The sequence below is a fragment of the Streptomyces sp. V3I8 genome (assembly GCF_030817535.1).
GTDB lineage: Bacteria > Actinomycetota > Actinomycetes > Streptomycetales > Streptomycetaceae > Streptomyces.
On record NZ_JAUSZL010000002.1, the window covers coordinates 7,329,317 to 7,347,028 of the forward strand.

The window sequence follows — 17,712 nt, forward strand, 5'->3', positions numbered from 1 at the left end:
CAGGACCCCGGTTGCGTCGACGCTTGATGTGAGGCTGTTTCCCATGTTCGATCCGGTCATAGCGCCCAGCGGTACGCTGCTCGGCCTGCTCCAGAGGGGCCGCGGCGACGGCACGCTGCACGCGCTCACCGCACCGCGCGCCGAAGCGCTCGCGGCGCTCGACCACTGCGTGCTGAGCGACCCCCGCCACGACTGGCAGGTGGAGAACCGCTCCCTGTACTACGCCCGCCTCCACCTCGATCTGGGCGGAAGCCTCGACGGGATCGAGGCGCACCTCTTCGACGCGGCGGACGTCCTCGACACCGACGAGTCCCGCACGGGCCTCGCGCTCGCCGTCCTCGGCCACCTCGCCTCGTACGGCAGGCGGGACGCCCTGGAACTGCTGCGGCGCTACGCCGCCCGCGGCGCCAACTGGGCCTGGGCCCTGGACGAACTGGCGCTGCGCGACGACGACGCCGGGCTGCGCGCTCTCGCGGTCCCCGTCCTCGCCCGGTTCCCCGCCGGCCCCGAGGGCGAGGCCGAGCTGGCGGCCGTCGTACGGGACTCCTTCGAACCGCGGCCCTGGCGGCTGTGGGCCGAGGATCCCCGCGCATCCGTGAGCACCCGCGTGCGTGCGGCCCAGGAAGCCGGTTCCTTCGACCGGTGGCAGCGGCAGATGCGGCCGCCCGGGCCCCGCCCCGGGTGGAGCGTGCGGGCCGTCTTCGAATGGGCCCAGCAGGGCATCGAGCGCGGAGCCGCCCTCCATGTGCCCGCCGCGCGCTGCCTCACGGCTGTCGCGGGCCCCGAGGACCGCCCCGAGATCGTCGAGGCCGCCCGCACCGGCGACGACGGCGCCCGGTGCACCGCCCTGCGCTATCTCGCCGACAGCCAGGACCCCGACGCACTGGACCTGGTCGAGGCCGCGCAGGCCTCCGGCTCACGGCTCGTCGTGGACGCCGCCGTGGACGCCTTCGAACGGATGCGCAGCGCCACCGCCGTGCAACGGGCCCGTGGCTGGGTCCACCGGCCCGACGCACTGGGAGAGGCCGCCGGACGCGTCCTCGCCTGCCGGGGCGGCGCACAGGACAGCGAACTCGTCCTGGGCGCCCTGCGCGAGGCCGTACGCGGGGAGGGGCCCGACGCGCAGACCCTGTGGACCCTCGTGGACGGCGCCGGACGCCTCGGGATCGCGGGGGCCGCCCCCGTCCTGCGGCACGTCTACCGCGAGACCGCCTCGTCCCATCTGCGCGGACGGGCGGCGCGCGCCCTGGCCGCCACCGACCCCTCCTTCGCCGCCGGATTCGCCGTCGAGTGCCTCTGGGACTGCGAGGAGACCACCCGCGAAGTGGCCGCCCGGCACGCCGAGACCGGGGACGCCCGGGTCGTCGAACGGCTCCGCAGGCTCGCCGCCGATCCGGCCGAGGAGGCCGACGTCCAGAGCGCCGTCCGCAGCCGTATCGGCCCCGACACCTCCGCCGTGTGAAAACCGGGTGAGACCCCGTACGCCCCCCGGCCCCCGGTACGGGCCTCTGTCCTGACCGGTGGACGCCGCCCTCAGGCCCGCGCCGCGCTCCCCGAAGCCGCGCCCCTGGAGACAAGGGTGAAGCGCAGGGGGGTGCCCGGGACCGCCTGGGCCGTGCCGGGGAGGTCGGTGGGGTGGACCACGGCCACGACCGGGTAGCCGCCCGTCGTGGGATGGTCGGCGAGGAAGATCACCGGGCGGCCGTCCGGCGGGACCTGCACCGCGCCCAGGACCATGCCCTCGCTGGGCAGTTCGCCGTCGACCGCCCGCTCCAGGGCGGGCCCCTCCGTGCGCAGGCCGATGCGGTTGCTCGCCGGGGACACCCGGTAGGTCCGCGTGGTGAAGGTGCGCAGGGCCGCCGCGGTGAACCAGTCGTCGCGCGGGCCCGGCGTCACCCGCAGGACGAGTTCGGCCGGCGGGGACGGCTGCGGGGCGACGTCCACGCCCGCGCGGCTGCCGCTCGGCCTTCCCAGGGGGAGCACCGCCCCGGCGGCGAGGGGCGGCGGGCCGAGGCCCGACAGCAGGTCCGTCGAGCGGCTGCCCAGCACCGGTTCGACGGCCACCCCGCCGGACACGGCCACGTACGCGCGTACGCCGCGGACGGCCGTTCCCACCGACAGCAGGGCGCCGGCGGGCACGTGCACCGGGGCTCCCCAGGCGGCCGGGCGGCCGTTCACCGAGACGGGACAGGGGGCGCCGCCCACGGCCACCGTGACCGCCGAACGCGGCCGCAGGTCGCATCCGTCGAGCGTCGTCTCCAGAACGGCCGCGTCGGGCGGATTGCCGACGAGCCGGTTCATCAGGGCGGCGGCGGGCGCGTCCAGCGCGCCGGAGCGCGGTACGCCGAGGTGCGCGTGGCCCGGGCGCCCGCGGTCCTGGACCGTGGTCAGCGCCCCGGGCCGTACGACGACGAACGCGCGGTCGGTCATCAGGAGTCCACCGGGACGAAGCGGACCGGTGTGCCCGGCGACAGCAGCGCGGCCGGTTCGCGCGTGGGGTCCCACAGGACGGTGTCCGTCGTGCCGATCAGCCGCCAGCCGCCCGGCGAGGAGCGCGGGTACACGCCCGTGTACGGGCCCGCCAGGCCCACCGAACCCGCCGGGACCGCCGTACGGGGCGTCGCGTGCCGCGGCACGGCGTGGCGGGCCGGGAGCCCGGTGAGGTAGCCGAAGCCGGGGGCGAAGCCGCAGAAGGCGACCCGGAACACGGCCGCCGCGTGGATTTGCGCGACCTCTTCTGGGGACACGCCCCAGCGCTCCGCGACGTCCGCCAGATCGGGGCCGTCGTAGCGCACGGGGATCTCCACGGCGTCCTTCGCGGGCGGCGGGACGGGCGGCAGTCGCGCGACGGACAGCTGTGCGGCGAGCCGGCCCGGCTCGTCGAGGCCGTCGAGGAGGACCGTGCGGGCCGCGGGGACGATCTCGCGCACGGAGAGGGAGCCCGCCGCGCGGCGGCGCAGCAGCTCGGCGTGCAGCGCCTGTGCCTCCTCGTCCGTGGACACCTCGACGAGCAGGGCACGGTCACCGACCGGCAGCGCCCTCATACGAATGCCTCCACCCGGACGCCCGACTCCTCCAGCCGTGCCCGGACCCGGCGGGCCAGGTCCACCGCGCCGGGCGTGTCGCCGTGCAGGCACAGCGACCGGGCCCGTACCGCGATGTCGCGCCCGGAATGTGACGTCACGACACCGGAACGCGCGAGACCCACCGAGCGTTCCACGACGGTGCCGGGATCGGTGATCACCGCGCCGTCCCGGCCGCGCGGCACGAGCGTGCCCTCGTCCGTGTAGGCGCGGTCCGCGAACGCCTCGCCGACGACCGGCAGCCCGGCCTTCCCGGCCGTGTCGAGGAACCGCGAGCCGGGCAGGCCGAGCACCGGGAGCGCGGCGCCGGCGAGCCGTACCCCGGCCACCACCGCCCCGGCCTGCTCCGCGTCGTGCACGACGCGGTTGTAGAGCGCGCCGTGCGGTTTGACGTACGCCACGCGTGCGCCCGCCGCGCGCGCGAAGACCTCCAGGGCGCCGATCTGGTAGGCCACCTCGGCCGCCAGTTCGCCGGGCGGCACGTCCATCGCGCGCCGTCCGAAGCCCGCCAGGTCCCGGTAGGAGACCTGGGCGCCGATCCGTACACCGGCTTCGGCGGCCAGGTCGCAGACCCGCCGCATGGTGGCGGCGTCCCCGGCGTGGAAGCCGCAGGCCACGTTGGCGCTGGTGACGACGGACAGCAGTCCCTCGTCGTCGGTGAGGTGCCAGCGGCCGAAGCCCTCGCCGAGGTCGGCGTTGAGATCGATGGACGTGCCGGTGGAGGTCATGGGGTGTCCGTTCTGCGGTCAGGCGACGCGGTACTGCTCGTCACGGGCGTCGGTGAGGAACATCTGTCCCGGCGCGTGGGTGATCGCGAACGGCGGACGCGAGGCCATCACCGCCGCCTGCGGCGTCACACCGCAGGCCCAGAACACCGGGATGTCGTCCGGTTCCATGTCCACCGGGTCGCCGAAGTCGGGGCGGCCCAGGTCCCCGATGCCGAGGGCGCCCGGATCGCCGCAGTACACCGGACTGCCGTGCACCGCGGGCAGCAGGCTGGTCTCCCGGATCGCCACGGGCAGGTGCTCGGGCGGCACCGGGCGCATGGACACCACCATGGGCCCGCGCAGCCGCCCGGCGGGACGGCACTGGCGGCCGGTCACGTACATGGAGACGTTGCGGCCCTGCTCGATGTGGCGCATCGGCACGCCCGCCCGGGTCAGCGCCCACTCGAAGGTGAAGCTGCACCCGATGAGGAACGACACCAGGTCGTCCCGCCAGTGCGCCACCACGTCCGTGGGCTCCTCCACCAGCTCGCCGTGCTCCCACACCCGGTAGCGCGGCAGATCGGTGCGCAGGTCGGCGCCCTCGGCCAGGGCGGTCGTGCGGGAACCGGCGTCGGTGACGTCGAGGACCGGGCAGGCCTTCGGGTTGCGCTGGCAGAACAGCAGCATGTCGTACGCCCAGTCGGCGGGCACCGAGATCAGGTTCGCCTGGGTGTGGCCCGCCGCCCAGCCCGCGGTCGGGCCCGACAGGCCCGCACGGAACCGGGCGCGCGCCTCCGCCGGGCTCCACGCGTGCGCGTGCGTCCGGTCCTCCTCGTGCGCGTCGGGCAGGACGGGCGGGCGGCGGCGCGTACTCGGTGACCGGGTCACAGGAGTTCCTTCCCACGGGTCTCGGGCAGACCGATCAGGGCCAGTGCCGCGAGACCGTATCCGATCGCGCCGAAGACCAGCGCGCCCCCGACACCCCAGCTGTCGGCCAGGAAGCCGACCAGGGTCGGGAAGACCGCGCCCACGGCACGGCCGGTGTTGTACGTGAAGCCCTGCCCCGTACCGCGTACGGCCGTCGGGTACAGCTCGCTGAGGAAGGAGCCGAAACCGCTGAAGATCGCCGACATGCAGAACCCGAGCGGGAAGCCGAGCACCAGGACGAGTGTGTCGGCGCCGCCCGGGATGTTCGCGTAGGCCAGGATGCAGACCGCCGAGAGGATCGCGAACAGCAGGATGTTGCGCTTGCGGCCCAGCCTGTCGGTCAGGTACCCGCCGGTCAGGTAGCCGAGGAAGGCCCCCGAGATCAGGAACGCGAGGTAGCCGCCGGTTCCGACGACGGACAGTCCGCGGTCCGTCTTCAGGTACGTGGGGACCCAGGTGGCCAGCGTGTAGTAACCGCCCTGCACACCCGTGGAGAGCAGCACCGCGAACAGCGTGGTCCTCAGCAGCCCGGGCGTGTCGGCCGTGCCCGGCCGGAAGATGGCGGCGAAGGAGCCCTTCTCGGGGCTCTCCCTGCGGCGTTCGGCCGCCTCCGGGGCGTCCTGCACCCGGCGGCGCACCCAGACGACCAGCAGGGCCGGCAGCGCCCCGGTCCAGAACATCACGCGCCAGGCGATGTCGTCGTCGAGGAACTGGAAGACCAGCGTGTAGACCACCACGGCGAGCCCCCAGCCCACGGCCCAGGCGCTCTGGACCGCGCCGAGCGTGCGCCCCCGGTGCCGGGGGCTCGCGTACTCGGCGACCAGGATCGCGCCGACCGCCCACTCACCGCCGAAACCGAGGCCCTGGAGCGCGCGGAAGACCAGCAGCGTCTCGTAGTTGGGTGCGAAACCGCAGGCCACCGTGAAGACCGCGTACGTGATGACGGTGATCATCAGCGCCTTGACGCGCCCGATCCGGTCCGCCATGACACCGGCGACCGCGCCGCCGACCGCGGACACGACCAGTGTGACGGTCGTGAACAGCCCGGTCTGGCCGCTGCTGAGACCGAAGTACGCCGCCAGGGCCACCATGCTCAGCGGCAGCGTGAAGTAGTCGTACGAGTCCAGCGCATAGCCGCCGAACGCGCCGCCGAAGGCGCGGCGGCCACGCGGTCCGAGGGCCCACAGCCAGGCGAACGCGCCCTCGTCGGCACGCGGTTCGCCGTCTTCGGGGCGCTTCTCGGTGGGCAGTGCCTGCGGTGGAGGGGTCGTGCTCATGGGCACCTCGCAGATGAGGGACGGGAGGGTGCTTCGGGACCGAGCCGTGCCGTGCGGAAGCGGGCGGCCCCGGTCCGCAGGAGGGGCCGGTGCCTGACAAGCAAGGTAGAGGATCGTTGAACGATCCTTCAATACCCATGTTGTTTCGTTCTGGTATCTGCGATTGAATCCGGACGTGGCAGAACTGAACGGACTGGCGGACGACCGCGCGCTGCTGGGCCGCACCAGCACCGCCGAACGGGTGTCGGACATCCTGCGGAGCCGGATAGCCGACGGGTACTTCCCGCCCGGCACGCGGCTGTCCGAGGACAGCATCGGCAGCGCGCTCGGGGTCTCGCGCAACACGCTGCGCGAGGCGTTCCGGCTGCTCACGCACGAGCGGCTGCTGGTCCACCAGCTCAACCGGGGCGTGTTCGTGCGGGTCCTGACCGTCGAGGACGTCGAGGACATCTACCGCACCCGCGGCCTCGTCGAATGTGCCGTCGTCCGCGGACTGGGCGAGCCGCCCTACGCCGTGGACGGCCTCGCCAGGGCGGTCGAGGACGGGCGGCGGGCGGCCCGGGACGGTGACTGGAAGGCCCTGGGCACGGCCAACATCCACTTCCACCGCGACCTGGTGGCCCTCGCCGGCAGCGCCCGCACCGACGAGCTGATGCGCAGCGTCTTCGCCGAACTCCGCCTGGCCTTCCACCTGGTGGACGACCCGAAACGCCTCCACGAGCCCTACCTCGCCCGCAACGGCCAGATCCTCGGGGCCCTCCGGGACGGGGACCGGGGGGAGGCGGAGAACCTGCTGGCGGTCTACCTGGACGACTCCCGCAGACGGGTCGTGGAGGTGTACAGCCGCCGGGTGGCCGCGGAGCCCCTTTAGGGGCGCGGGGAACTGCGCGACCGGCCACGTCCGGCCCGCACCGGACATCCGGCCCCACGTGTTCCCCGTCCCCTCCCGCGGAGCGATTTGGGTGGTTGTCAGACCCAGCACCTAGTCTGTGCACCGTGACTTCGCCCGCACCGACGGACCCCGCTCCGCCCCAGCTCAGCGCGGCGCCGCGCCCCGCACCGGGCCCGGCCGCCGACGAGGGCCTGGCGCGCCGCCTGCGCGCGCTCGCCTGCACCGCCCCCCTGCACGACCTCGACGTGCGCAAGGCGAACCTCGCGGGCGAGTACTCGGTCTACGGGATGGCCGAGGTCGCCCTCGCCTCCATCGACCTCATCACCCTGAACATGGACTTCGACACGGGCGCCGACCACGACCAGATAGTGGCCAGGCTCATCCCGCGCATCGCCGCCCAGGCCCCGCGCCGGCCCGTCGCCGAGCACGAGCGGGTGGCCCGCTGGGTCCTGGAGAACCTGATCAACGTCGGCAGCGTCGACCGCGGCTTCCGGGCCGTGTACGGCACCTTCGCGCCCGACGGCTCGTACGTCCGCCGCGACTACGACTTCAAGCTGATCGAGGAGGTGCCGGGCTACGGCGGGAGCGTCTACCTCCGTACGACGGACGAGGCGGTCAACGTCCTGGTGGGCGCCCTGGACACCGACGTCACCAGCGCCCAGATCGCCGCCGAGGTCAAGCTCGAGGTGCTGATCAGCCGGGGCCGCCTCGCGGACGCCCAGCTCGCCGCCGAGCAGGCCCGCTACCGGACCGTGCAGTACTCGGAGACGCTCCGCAGGGCCCTGGACGCCACCCGGCGCAACGTCCGGGCGGTGGACTGGCTGCAGGCCGTGCCCGACATGATCGCCGAGGCCCTCGACCACGTGGCCGACCGCTACCGCCACGAGAACGCGATCCTCACCAACATCCGCAAGGCGCGCGACGAGTCCGAGGAACCCGAGCACAAGCGCCGGGCCGCCGAGCTCGTCGACATCGTCAAGGACTGCATCCGGCGCCACACGCAGTTGCAGTCCCGCCTCCTGGAGGCCGGACCCCTGTTCCGCGCCGAACAGGACCGGCAGGCCTTCGCCACCCCGATGACGACCTCGGGCATCGACCTCTACGGCCATCTCGTCGCGCCCGTGCTGCCCCTGCCCGTCGAACAGGCGCTGCGGGTGACCGACGCCTTCTTCGCGCGCGGGACGGGGCTGCGCACCCCCGCCTCCGTACGGGCCGCCGACCTGGTCGACCTGCTGCTGACACCGCCGGTGGAGCGCGAGCATCTCGGTGCCGAGATGCCCGAGCCCGACCTGATAGCGACCCCGGACGACAGCCGGTTCAGCGAGGAGCAGCTCGCCGCCGCCATGGAACTGCTCGACCTGCCGGCCGACGCGCCGCGACGGCTGTCCGGGCTGCTGGCGGACGCGCGGCGGCGGGATCCCGAGCTGCCGTACCTGGTCGCCCTGCTGGCGGTGCACGCGGCGAGCCCGCCGGTCGGTACCGCGTACCGGCAGGGGGAGGAGAGGCTGTTGTTCGCCGTGGACGACGGGGCCGAGCTGGACGACCCGGAGTTCGGCGGGGCCGATCTGATCGTGGGGATGGCCCTGCTGGACGTGGCGGGGATGACGGCCGGCCGTACGGAGGCCGGGTGAGCGGGTCTTCGGTGGAGGCGGGGGTGCGCGGGCGGGCCGTGACCTGCGGATCGGCCGTGGCCGGTCGCGCGGTTCCCCGCGCCCCTCGCGGGGCGCCTGTCCTTGAGCCCGCCGACAAGTCGAAGGAGTTGCAGTGGTCGTGAGTGAGCAGGTCGAGTGGAGCGAGCCGGAGGCGGCCGCCGTGCAGGTGGGCGGCGCCGTCACCCCCGCCGACGCCGCCGACGCCGCCCGGCTCGTCGCCTTCGGGCTGCAGCCCAAGCTGCAGCCCGCGCGGGACCAGGAGTACACCGAGCTGCTGCGGCGGTACCGCGAGGATCCGCCGTTCGCGCGGCTCGCCGACGCCGTCGCCACCGGGCTCGGGCTCGTCGTGCTGGAGGTGTCCCCGCGGGCCGGGATGGCGGTGACCGCCGCCGAGGACTCGGTGTTCGCCGTGCGCATGGGCGACTACGCGCGCCGCGCGTCCGCCGACTCGGGCGACCGGTTCCTGCACGGGCTCGCCCACCTCGCCGTCGCCGCCCTGGCCTTCCCGCGGCCCGAGGACCTCGCGGACGACGGGTACATCGGGCGCGTGTCGGTCAACGGCGTCGACGCGTTCGTCCGGCAGGCCTGCCGGCGCCTGGAGGAGCGGGCCGAGGAGCAGGGCGAGAACACCGATCCGGCGACGGACGCCCCCGGGCTCGAGTCCGCCTGGCGGATCTGGGCGCGGCGCAGCTCCGCCGGGGCCACCAAGGACGCGCGCAGACTGGCCGGTTCGACCACCGGCATCGTCGGCAAGGCGGCCGCGTTCCTCACCGACTCCGGGTTCCTGCAGCGCACCGGGGACGACGCCGGGGGGACGTACCGGACGACCGCCCGCTACCAGCTCCAGGTCCGGGACATGGCGGGCAGCGCGGCCCTGGCCGAACTGCTGGAGCTGGGCGTCGTACCGGTCACCGACGGCACCGCGAGCCTGCTGCCCGCCGAGGACACCGACGACCTGGAGCTGGCCGCCGACGCCGGGCTGCCGTTCCACGCGTAACCGACCGCCGCGGCCCACGAAGGACACGCGCCCCCACGTCCCCCCCCAGACCCCGTCCGCGTTCGCGTTCGCGTTCACCGCACGACACCCCCCCTCACGACTACGAGAGTCCGCCGCCATGTACGAGCTGTCCCGGGTCCGCCTCTACTCCATCGGGCCTGCCGGTGCGCGCTACGCCGACACCGTGCTGGACCTGCGCGGAGTGGGCGCTCCCGTGCCCGACCCCGCGCCCACGCAGGCGGAGTTCTTCGAGGAGGAGCCGGTCGGTCCGCCGCGCCGCCCCGCGCCCGCCGGCGTGCTCTTCCTGGAGAACGGCGGCGGCAAGTCCGTACTGCTCAAGCTGATCTTCTCGGTGATGCTGCCGGGCCACCGCAACACCCTGGGCGGCGCCAGTTCGGGTGTGCTGCGCAAGTTCCTGCTCGCGGACGACTGCGGGCACGTGGCGCTGGAGTGGCAGCACACGCTCACCGGCGAGTGCGTCGTGGTGGGCAAGGTCAGCGAGTGGCGCGGGCGGCAGGTCTCCAACGACCCGCGCAAGTTCGCCGAGGCCTGGTACTCCTTCCGGCCCGGACCCGGGCTGAGCCTGGACAACCTGCCGGTCGCCGAGGCCACCGCCGTGCGCCCCGCGGTGGAGGGCGTGTCGGGCGCGCAGGGCAGGCGCCGCACCATGAAGGGCTTCCGGGACGCGCTCACCGAGGCGGGCAAGGCGTACCCGCATCTCGAGGTGCACTGGGAGGAGATCCACGACCGGTGGAACGAACACCTCGGTGACCTGGGCCTCGACCCCGAACTGTTCCGCTACCAGCGCGAGATGAACGCCGACGAGGGAGAGGCCGCCGGTCTCTTCGCCGTCAAGAAGGACTCCGACTTCACCGACCTGCTGCTGCGCGCGGTCACCGACACCCGGGACACCGACGGCCTCGCCGACCTGGTGGGCGGGTTCGGCAACAAGCTGGGGCGCCGGGCCGAGCTGATCGCCGAGCGGGAGTTCACCGCCGGTTCGGTGGACCTGCTCGGACGGATCGTCGAGGCGGCGGGCGCGCGCTCCCGCGCGCGGGAGGTCCACACGGCCGCCGAGCGGCGTACCCGCACGCTGGCCCGGCGGCTCTCCGCGCGCGCCGTGCGGGAGCGGGGCCGCACCGGCGACCTCGCCCGGCAGGTCACCGCCGCCGCGCACCGGGTCACCGAGGCGGAGGACGCCAGGCGGCGCAGCGCGCTGATCACGGCCGAACTGGCCTACCGGCACGCCTCGCTGGCGCTCGCCGCGGCCGAGAAGGGGGCGGCCGCGCAGAAACGGGAGCTCGCCGACGCGCGCACACTGCACTCCGCGTGGCAGGCGGCGGAAGCCGTCCTGCGGCACCGCGCCGCCGCCGACCGCTCCGCGCGCGTGGCGGCCGCGATCCTGGAGGCCGAACGGGACGCCGCGCCCGCGCTCGCCGCGCGGTCCCGGGCCGCCGTCGATCTCGTACGCGCCCTGCACGCGGCCGCGGAAGGGGCCGAGGCGGTCGCCAACGAGGAGGAGGAGAGGTCCGGCGCGCTGCAGGAGGCCGGCGAGGCCGCCCACCGGGACGCGACGTCCGCCGCCACCGAGGCGCAGCGCGCCCGCAGCGAGGTCGGCCACCTGCGCCAGCGCCTCGGCGAGGTGGAGCAGGAGACCGCCGAGGCGGTCCGCGCCGGCTGGCTCGACGACACCGCCCCCGACGCCGACCCGGCCCGTGCGGCGCTCACCGCCAGCGACGCCGAGAAGAGCGCCGTCGCCGCCTGGGACGCGGCGCGCGAGGCGTCCCGCCGCACCGCCGACCAGGCCAGGGAGGCCGCCTCCGCCGAGTCCCGCGCCGAGCTGACGGCGGCCCGCGCGGCCGACGCGGCGACGGCGGCCGAGCGCGCGTACGACGCGGAACGGCGTACGGCCGAGGCGCTGGCGGGCGAGGAGCGGCTGGCCGAGCTGCTGGGGCTGCCGGGCGCCTCCGGCGGTACGGGGAGCGGGCCGGGACACCCCGGACACCCGTCCCGGCCGCGGCACGCGACCGCCTCGCGGGACGGCGCCGCCGACGGCGGCGCCCCCACGGCGGGGGGCACGGACGGCTCCGCGGCCGAGGGCCCGCTCACCGCCCGCGAGCTGGACCACTACGCCGACGAGCTGCGCCGGCTCCTCGACGACGGGGTGGCCTCCGCCGAACGGCAGCTCTTCGAACTGCGGACCGCCGCGGCCGACGACGCCCGGATCCTCGGCGCGCTCGGCGACGGCGGGCTGCTGCCGCCGGGACCGGACGTGCTCGCCACCGTGGAGTACCTGGGCGAGCACGGCATCCCCGCACTGCCCGGCTGGCGCTATCTCGCGCAGGCCGTCGACCCCGTCGACCACGCGCGCGTGCTGGCTGCCCGGCCCGAACTGGTCGACGGCGTCGTCATCACCGACCCGGACACGCACGCGCGGGCCCGGGAAGTCCTCATCGACGCCGCGCTGCTGCCGCGCTCCACCGTGGCCGTCGGCACGGCCGCCGCGCTGCTCGCCCCGACCCCGGCCCCCGGTGCGGGCGAAGGGGGCCGCGCCGACGTGTTCCTCGTACCGCCGAACCCGGCCATGCACGACGAGCACGCCGCCGACGAGGAACGCCGGACGCTGCGTACGCGCGCGACCGGGCGGGACGACGAGATCCGCGAGCTGGCGGCCCGGCTCGCCAAGGACCGCGAGCTCGCCGCGCGGCTCGCCTCCTGGCGGACCGGCTGCCCGGCCGGACGGCTGACCGAGCTGGCCACCGCGGCCGACGAAGCGCGCGCCTTCGCCGAGGAGGCCGAGGCCGAACTCGGCGAGGCGCGCGCGGTGCGGGCCGAGGCCGACGAGGCGGCGGCCGAGGCGGCCCTCGTGCGGGACGAGCGGCAGGAGGCCGCCCAGCGGGCCAGACGCGCCGCCGACGCGCTCGCCGGACTCGCCTTCCGGCTGCGCGAGCGGGCCGGCTGGCAGGTCAGGCTGCGCGAGCTCGCCGACGAGGCGGCCGAGTCGGAGGCCCGCGCCCAGGCCTGCCTGGAGCGGGCCCGCGCCGCCGACGAGGACCGGCGCGGCACCCAGCGCGCCGCCGACGACGCCCGTCGCACGGCCCGTGCGCTGCGCGCCGAGCGCGCGGAGATCGCGGGCGCCCCCGACGACGTACCGGACGCCGGGCCCGACGCCGCGAAGTCCTCGCTGCCCGCCCTGCGCGAGGCCTACCGGGCCGCCTCCCAGCTGTACGAGAAGGTCGGGGTCGGTGCCGATCTGCGCGCGGAGCAGGCCCGGGCCGAGAGCGACGAGAGCACCGCGCTCACGGAGCTGAACCGGCTGACCAACAAGGTGCGTACGCGTGCCGCGCAGCTCCTGGAGTCCACCGACGGCTCCGACGGCCCGTCCCGGCAGGCCGCGGTGGCCCGCGCCGAGGAGTTGGTGCAGCTCCTCGAAGGCCGCGTGTCGACGGCGAGCGAACAGCTCGGCCGGCTGCGCGGAGAGGCCGAGCGGCACGCGCCCGAGGACGGCGAGGCCCACACCGCGCTGCCCGAGGACCTCGTACCGCGCGACGCCGGGCACGCGCAGGGCCTCCTGCGCACCGCTACCGGTGAACTCGGCACCCGCACCGACGCGCTGGCCCAGGCGCGTGCCGCGCACACCGAGCTGCTCGACGCCCACCGCGCCGCCGAGGACGCGGCCGGCGGCTTCGACGAGACGGCCGCCCTGCTCCGGGACCTCCTGCGCGAGCACACGGACGACGAGCAGGAGGAGACCGAGCCCTACCCCGGCACCCTCGAAGAGGCCAGGCAGTCCGCCGCCGAGGCCCGCCGCTCCCTGCGCGGCTGCGCGAGCGACCTCTCCGCCGCCGAGGCGGCCGTGCGCGAGGCGAGCGACATCCTCGTACGGCACGCCAACGCGACGCGGTACGAGCAGGTCCGCACCCCCGCGCGGCAGCAGATCCGGGAGCTGCCCGCGTCCGCGCTGCCCGAGCACGCGCAGAAGTGGGCGGACGCCTTCGCGCCCCGGCTGCGGGTCCTCACCGACGAGTTGACGCAGCTGGAGCGCAATCGCGACTCGATCGTGGACCGGCTGCGCGGGCTGGTCGAGTCCGCGCTCGCCACCCTGCGGTCGGCCCAGCGGCTGTCCCGTCTCCCCGAAGGGCTGGGGGAGTGGTCAGGACAGGAGTTCCTGCGGATCCGGTTCGAGGAGCCCGACCAGGTCACGCTCGCCGAGCGGCTCGGCGAGGTCGTCGACGAGGCGACCCGGGCGGCGGTCAGGAAGAACTCCGACCTGCGCCGCGACGGCATGTCCCTGCTGCTCAGGGGGGTGGCCGCAGCCCTGCAGCCGAAGGGCATCGCGGTGGAGATCCTCAAGCCCGACGCCGTACTGCGCGCCGAGCGCGTCCCCGTCGGCCAGATGGGCGACGTGTTCTCCGGCGGCCAGCTGCTCACCGCCGCCATCGCGCTCTACTGCACGATGGCGGCGCTGCGCTCCAACGACCGGGGCCGCGACAAGCACCGCCACGCCGGCACGCTGTTCCTGGACAACCCCATCGGGCGCGCCAACGCGACGTACCTGCTGGAGCTGCAGCGCGCCGTGTCCGACGCGCTCGGTGTCCAGCTCCTCTACACGACCGGCCTGTTCGACACCACGGCACTGGCGGAGTTCCCGCTGGTCATCCGCCTGCGCAACGACGCCGACCTGCGGGCGGGCCTGAAGTACATCAGGGTGGAGGAACACCTCCGTCCGGGCCTGCCGAAGGAGACCCCCGCGGGGGAGGCGTCCCACACGGAGATCACGGCGACCCGCATGTACAAGCGCCCGGCCCCGGCGGCCCCGTAGAGGCCCCTACGGGGCGCCGGCCGCGTCCTCTTTCAGAAGGTCGGCGCACTTCTCGCCGATCATCATCGTCGTGATGCACGGGTTCACGCTGACGAGCTCCGGCATCACCGACCCGTCGGCCACCCGCAGCCCCTCGATCCCCTTGACCCGCAACCGTGGGTCGAGCGGGGCGGAGGCATCCCCCCGCGCACCCATCTTCACGGTGCACGAGGGGTGGTAGACGGTGTTGTGCGTCTTGTGGATGTAGTCGAGCAGCTCCTCGTCCGTCCGCACGTCCGGCCCCGGGGCCAGCTCGGCCCCGGCCCACCCGCTCAGCGCGGGCTGCGCCGCGATCCGCCGGGCCAGCTTCAGCCCGTACGTCATCACGCGCACGTCGTGCTCGTGCGTGAAGTACCTCGGATCGACCCGCGGCTTGTCGCGGTAGTCCCGCGTGCGCAGCCGCACCGTGCCACGCGACTTCGCCCGGGTGACGTTCGGCGTGAGGCAGAACGCGTTCTCGGAGGTCGGGTAGCCCCACCGCGCGGTGTTCATGTCGAACGGCACCGAGCCGTAGTGGAACATCAGGTCGGGCCGGTCCAGACCCGGTTCGGTGTCGTAGAAGATGCCCGCCTCCCACCACTGGCTGGACGTGGTCGTCATGGGCTGCTTCGCGTCCCACATGATGACGCCCTCGGGATGGTCCTGGAGGTTCTCGCCCACGCCGGCCGCGTCCACCACCACGTCGACGCCCACCTCGCGCAGGTGCGCGGCGGGCCCGATGCCCGACAGCATCAGCAGTTTCGCGCTGTCGATGGAGCCGCAGGACACGATCACCTCGCGCCGGGCCCGTACCGTCCGGGTGCGGATCAGGTCCGGGTCCAGGTACTCGGCGCCCACGCAGCGCCGCCCGTCGAGCACCAGCTTCTTGGCCCGCACCCCGGTCCGTACGTCGAGGTTCGGCCGCTTGCCGAGAATCGGGTGCAGGTACGCGACCGACGAGGACTGCCGGATGTTGTTCTCGTCGGAGTTGATCTGGAACCAGTTGGCACCCCGCACGACGGTCCGGCCCGAGTTGAACGGGGTCGTCGGGATGCCCGCCTGGACGCAGGCCTCCAGCAGGGCGGTGCCGCAGGGGTCGTCGCTCTTGAGCGTGCGCAGCTTCACCGGGCCGGTGCGGCCGTGGTGCTCACCGGGAGCGTCGTTGTTCTCCAGCCGCCGGTAGAGCGGGAAGAGCTCGGCCGCGCTCCACCCCGTACAGCCGGCGGCGGCCCAGTCGTCCAGGTCCTGCGCCGGTGCCCAGAAGGCGATGCAGGAGTTGTGCGAGGAACAGCCGCCGAGCACCCTGGCGCGGGCGTGCCGCATGAAACTGTTGCCGCTGGCCTGCGGCTCGACCGGGTAGTCCCAGTCGTAGCCGGACTCCAGCAGCCCCATCCAGCGCTCCAGCTTCAGGACGGCGTCGTCGCCGACGTCACTGGGCCCCGCCTCCAGGACGCACACGGTGACGGACGGGTCCTCGGAGAGCCGGGCCGCGACCACGTTGCCCGCGGTGCCTCCGCCGACCACGACGTAGTCGAACTCGTCTGCGTCCACGGGAGCGTTCGCGGGGATGTTCGTGGGGGTGCTCATGAGGGACCGACCTCCTCGGAACCGGACGGAAGAGGCGTGCCGGCGGCCTTGTACCGGTGCTCCGCCAGCACGCCGGTGCGGTGGCGCTGCACGAACCAGTAGTAGGCGAAGCCGCCGCCCATCACGACGCCGACGAACAGGACGGCGCCCCAGCGCAGGTACCAGTGGTACGGGGCGCTCGCGTTGTAGACCGCGGCGCGCGGCCAGATCAGGTTGATCATCATCGCCGCGCCCCACACCACCGCGACGATGTTGACGGGCAGTCCCCAGCGGCCCAGCGAGAACCTGCCCTCGCCCGCGGGGTGCCAGGTGCCGCGCAGCCTGGCCACCAGCATGGGCCCGGTGACCAGCAGGTACGCGAGGTAGATCAGGATGATGCCGATACTGGTGACCACGGTGAAGATCTGCGGCTGGCGGATGTTGACCACCAGGATCGCCAGCGCCAGGACCCCGATGACGATCGCGGGCACGATCGGCGTCCGGAAGCGCGGGTGGACCCTGGCCAGCCTGGAGGATGCGGGCAGGTTGTTGTCGCGGGCCATCGCGAAGGCCAGCCGGATCGCCGCCGTGTGGACGGCCAGGGCGCACACGGTGACCGCGATGAACACGCACCACAGCATGGCCTTGCCCGCGTCCTCGCCGAGTACGTCGAGGACGACGTACTGCAGGCCGTCCGTGGACAGTTCCTCGCCCTTGAGGCTGGACACGCTCATCAGCGCGAGCAGCAGGACGAGTCCGCCGAGGACGAACGAGGCGACGATGGCACGGATGATCGCCCGCGGCGCGTTGCGGGACGGATCGAGGGACTCCTCGCCGAGCGAGGCGGCCGTGTCGAAGCCGTACATCACGTACGCGGACGCCAGCGAAGCGACCAGGAAGGCGCCGAAGTAGCCGCCGGGCTGGCCCGCCCCCGTGCCGTTCGTCTCCAGCACGACCCCCGGCCCGCGGGTGATGTGCACCGCGAACAGCACGATGAGCACGACGGTCGCTATCAGTTCTATGAAGACGCCCGCCGTGTTGATCCTGGCCATCAGCTTCACACCGAGGGCGTTCACCAGGGTGGTGAACAGGACGAGCACGGAGGCGAGCAGCACCGCGTTGGTGGCGACGTCGTACGTGCCGGTGCCGTCGCCGACGAACTGGAAGAAGGACGAGATCTGCGGGAGGGTCAGCTGGTAGGCGAGGGCCACCGCCGCGATCGAGACGATCGACGCGATCAGCATCGTCCAGCCCGCCAGCCAGCCGATGTGCGGATTACCCACCTTCTTGGACCAGTTGTAGACGGAACCGGCCACGGGATAGCGCGCGGCGAGTTCCGCGAAGCACAGCGCGACCATGAACTGGCCGATGAAGACCATGGGCCAGGACCACCAGTAGGCGGGCCCGCCGCTGCCGTAACCGAAGTAGAAGAGCTGGAAGGTGCCGGTGAGGATGGAGATGTAGCTGATGCCTGCGGCGAAGGTGTGGAAGTTGCCGAGCGTGCGCTTCAGTTCGGGCCTGTAGCCGAACTCGGCGAGCTCCGAGTCGTCGTGACCGTGCTTCCCGGCCGGTTGCTCCGGTGGTTGCTCGGTGGTGGTCATGAGCGGCCTCCTGGGATGGGGAGTTCTCCCGGGCGGGAGGAGGTGTGGCTCGTGCGGGTGCGTCGGTGCGGTCTGGATCTTATGGCGCGCAGCGCCGGATCCCGTGGTGAAGTGCGGTCTTTTTCATGGTGGTTGCCGTGACGCCGGTCGTCACCGCCTCTGAGGACCGG

Annotated in this window: 12 protein-coding genes; 5 read left to right on the top strand and 7 right to left on the bottom strand. The window is 74.0% G+C overall.

The window, feature by feature from the left end; genetic code table 11:
* Window positions 1-43 precede the first annotated feature (43 nt).
* Window positions 44-1,462 carry a HEAT repeat domain-containing protein gene (locus QFZ75_RS32470; protein ID WP_307542609.1) on the top strand — a complete coding sequence of 473 codons (1,419 nt, stop codon included), beginning with the start codon at window positions 44-46 and terminating at the stop codon, window positions 1,460-1,462.
* Window positions 1,463-1,533: 71 nt separating this feature from the next.
* Here QFZ75_RS32470 and QFZ75_RS32475 read toward each other — a convergent pair whose 3' ends face one another.
* From QFZ75_RS32475 to QFZ75_RS32495, 5 genes are read right to left on the bottom strand one after another with little or no spacing between them, the layout of a single operon-like run.
* The gene (locus QFZ75_RS32475; RefSeq protein ID WP_307542611.1) at window positions 1,534-2,430 is read right to left on the bottom strand and encodes a biotin-dependent carboxyltransferase family protein; all 897 of its coding nucleotides are present in this window, start codon (window positions 2,428-2,430) and stop codon (window positions 1,534-1,536) included.
* The gene (pxpB, locus tag QFZ75_RS32480) at window positions 2,430-3,044 is read right to left on the bottom strand and encodes a 5-oxoprolinase subunit PxpB (protein ID WP_307542613.1); all 615 of its coding nucleotides are present in this window, start codon (window positions 3,042-3,044) and stop codon (window positions 2,430-2,432) included. The genes QFZ75_RS32475 and pxpB overlap by 1 nt, the downstream gene beginning before the upstream one ends.
* On the bottom strand, window positions 3,041-3,811 hold the full coding sequence (locus QFZ75_RS32485; protein ID WP_307542615.1) for a LamB/YcsF family protein: 771 nt from the start codon (window positions 3,809-3,811) through the stop codon (window positions 3,041-3,043). The genes pxpB and QFZ75_RS32485 overlap by 4 nt, the downstream gene beginning before the upstream one ends.
* 18 nt (window positions 3,812-3,829) lie before the next feature.
* On the bottom strand, window positions 3,830-4,639 hold the full coding sequence (locus tag QFZ75_RS32490; RefSeq protein ID WP_307544938.1) for a putative hydro-lyase: 810 nt from the start codon (window positions 4,637-4,639) through the stop codon (window positions 3,830-3,832).
* Between the two features lie 35 nt (window positions 4,640-4,674).
* Window positions 4,675-5,994 carry an MFS transporter gene (locus tag QFZ75_RS32495; RefSeq protein WP_307542617.1) on the bottom strand — a complete coding sequence of 440 codons (1,320 nt, stop codon included), beginning with the start codon at window positions 5,992-5,994 and terminating at the stop codon, window positions 4,675-4,677.
* A 175-nt stretch (window positions 5,995-6,169) separates the two neighbouring features.
* Between QFZ75_RS32495 and QFZ75_RS32500 the strand changes: the two genes are divergently transcribed.
* The 4 genes from QFZ75_RS32500 to QFZ75_RS32515 all read left to right on the top strand — a co-directional run bounded on the left by QFZ75_RS32500 (window position 6,170) and on the right by QFZ75_RS32515 (window position 14,357).
* The gene (locus QFZ75_RS32500) at window positions 6,170-6,865 is read left to right on the top strand and encodes a GntR family transcriptional regulator (protein WP_307542619.1); all 696 of its coding nucleotides are present in this window, start codon (window positions 6,170-6,172) and stop codon (window positions 6,863-6,865) included.
* A gap of 125 nt (window positions 6,866-6,990) precedes the next feature.
* The gene (locus QFZ75_RS32505) at window positions 6,991-8,517 is read left to right on the top strand and encodes a hypothetical protein (RefSeq protein ID WP_307542620.1); all 1,527 of its coding nucleotides are present in this window, start codon (window positions 6,991-6,993) and stop codon (window positions 8,515-8,517) included.
* Between the two features lie 139 nt (window positions 8,518-8,656).
* Entirely contained in the window at window positions 8,657-9,535 is an 879-nt protein-coding gene (locus tag QFZ75_RS32510; protein ID WP_307542621.1) for a hypothetical protein, read from the top strand.
* 118 nt (window positions 9,536-9,653) lie between these two features.
* Window positions 9,654-14,357, top strand: a complete 4,704-nt coding sequence (locus QFZ75_RS32515) for a hypothetical protein (RefSeq protein ID WP_307542623.1) — start codon at window positions 9,654-9,656, stop codon at window positions 14,355-14,357.
* 6 nt (window positions 14,358-14,363) lie between these two features.
* On the opposite strand, the gene QFZ75_RS32520 is transcribed toward QFZ75_RS32515, so the two are convergent.
* Both QFZ75_RS32520 and QFZ75_RS32525 read right to left on the bottom strand, forming a co-directional pair.
* Complete coding sequence (locus QFZ75_RS32520) at window positions 14,364-15,962, bottom strand: GMC family oxidoreductase (RefSeq protein WP_307542625.1); 1,599 nt, start codon at window positions 15,960-15,962, stop codon at window positions 14,364-14,366.
* Window positions 15,959-17,542: an APC family permease gene (locus tag QFZ75_RS32525; RefSeq protein WP_307542626.1), complete on the bottom strand. Its 1,584-nt coding sequence runs from the start codon at window positions 17,540-17,542 to the stop codon at window positions 15,959-15,961. Before QFZ75_RS32525 ends, QFZ75_RS32520 begins: the two co-directional genes overlap by 4 nt.
* Window positions 17,543-17,712: the final 170 nt, after the last annotated feature.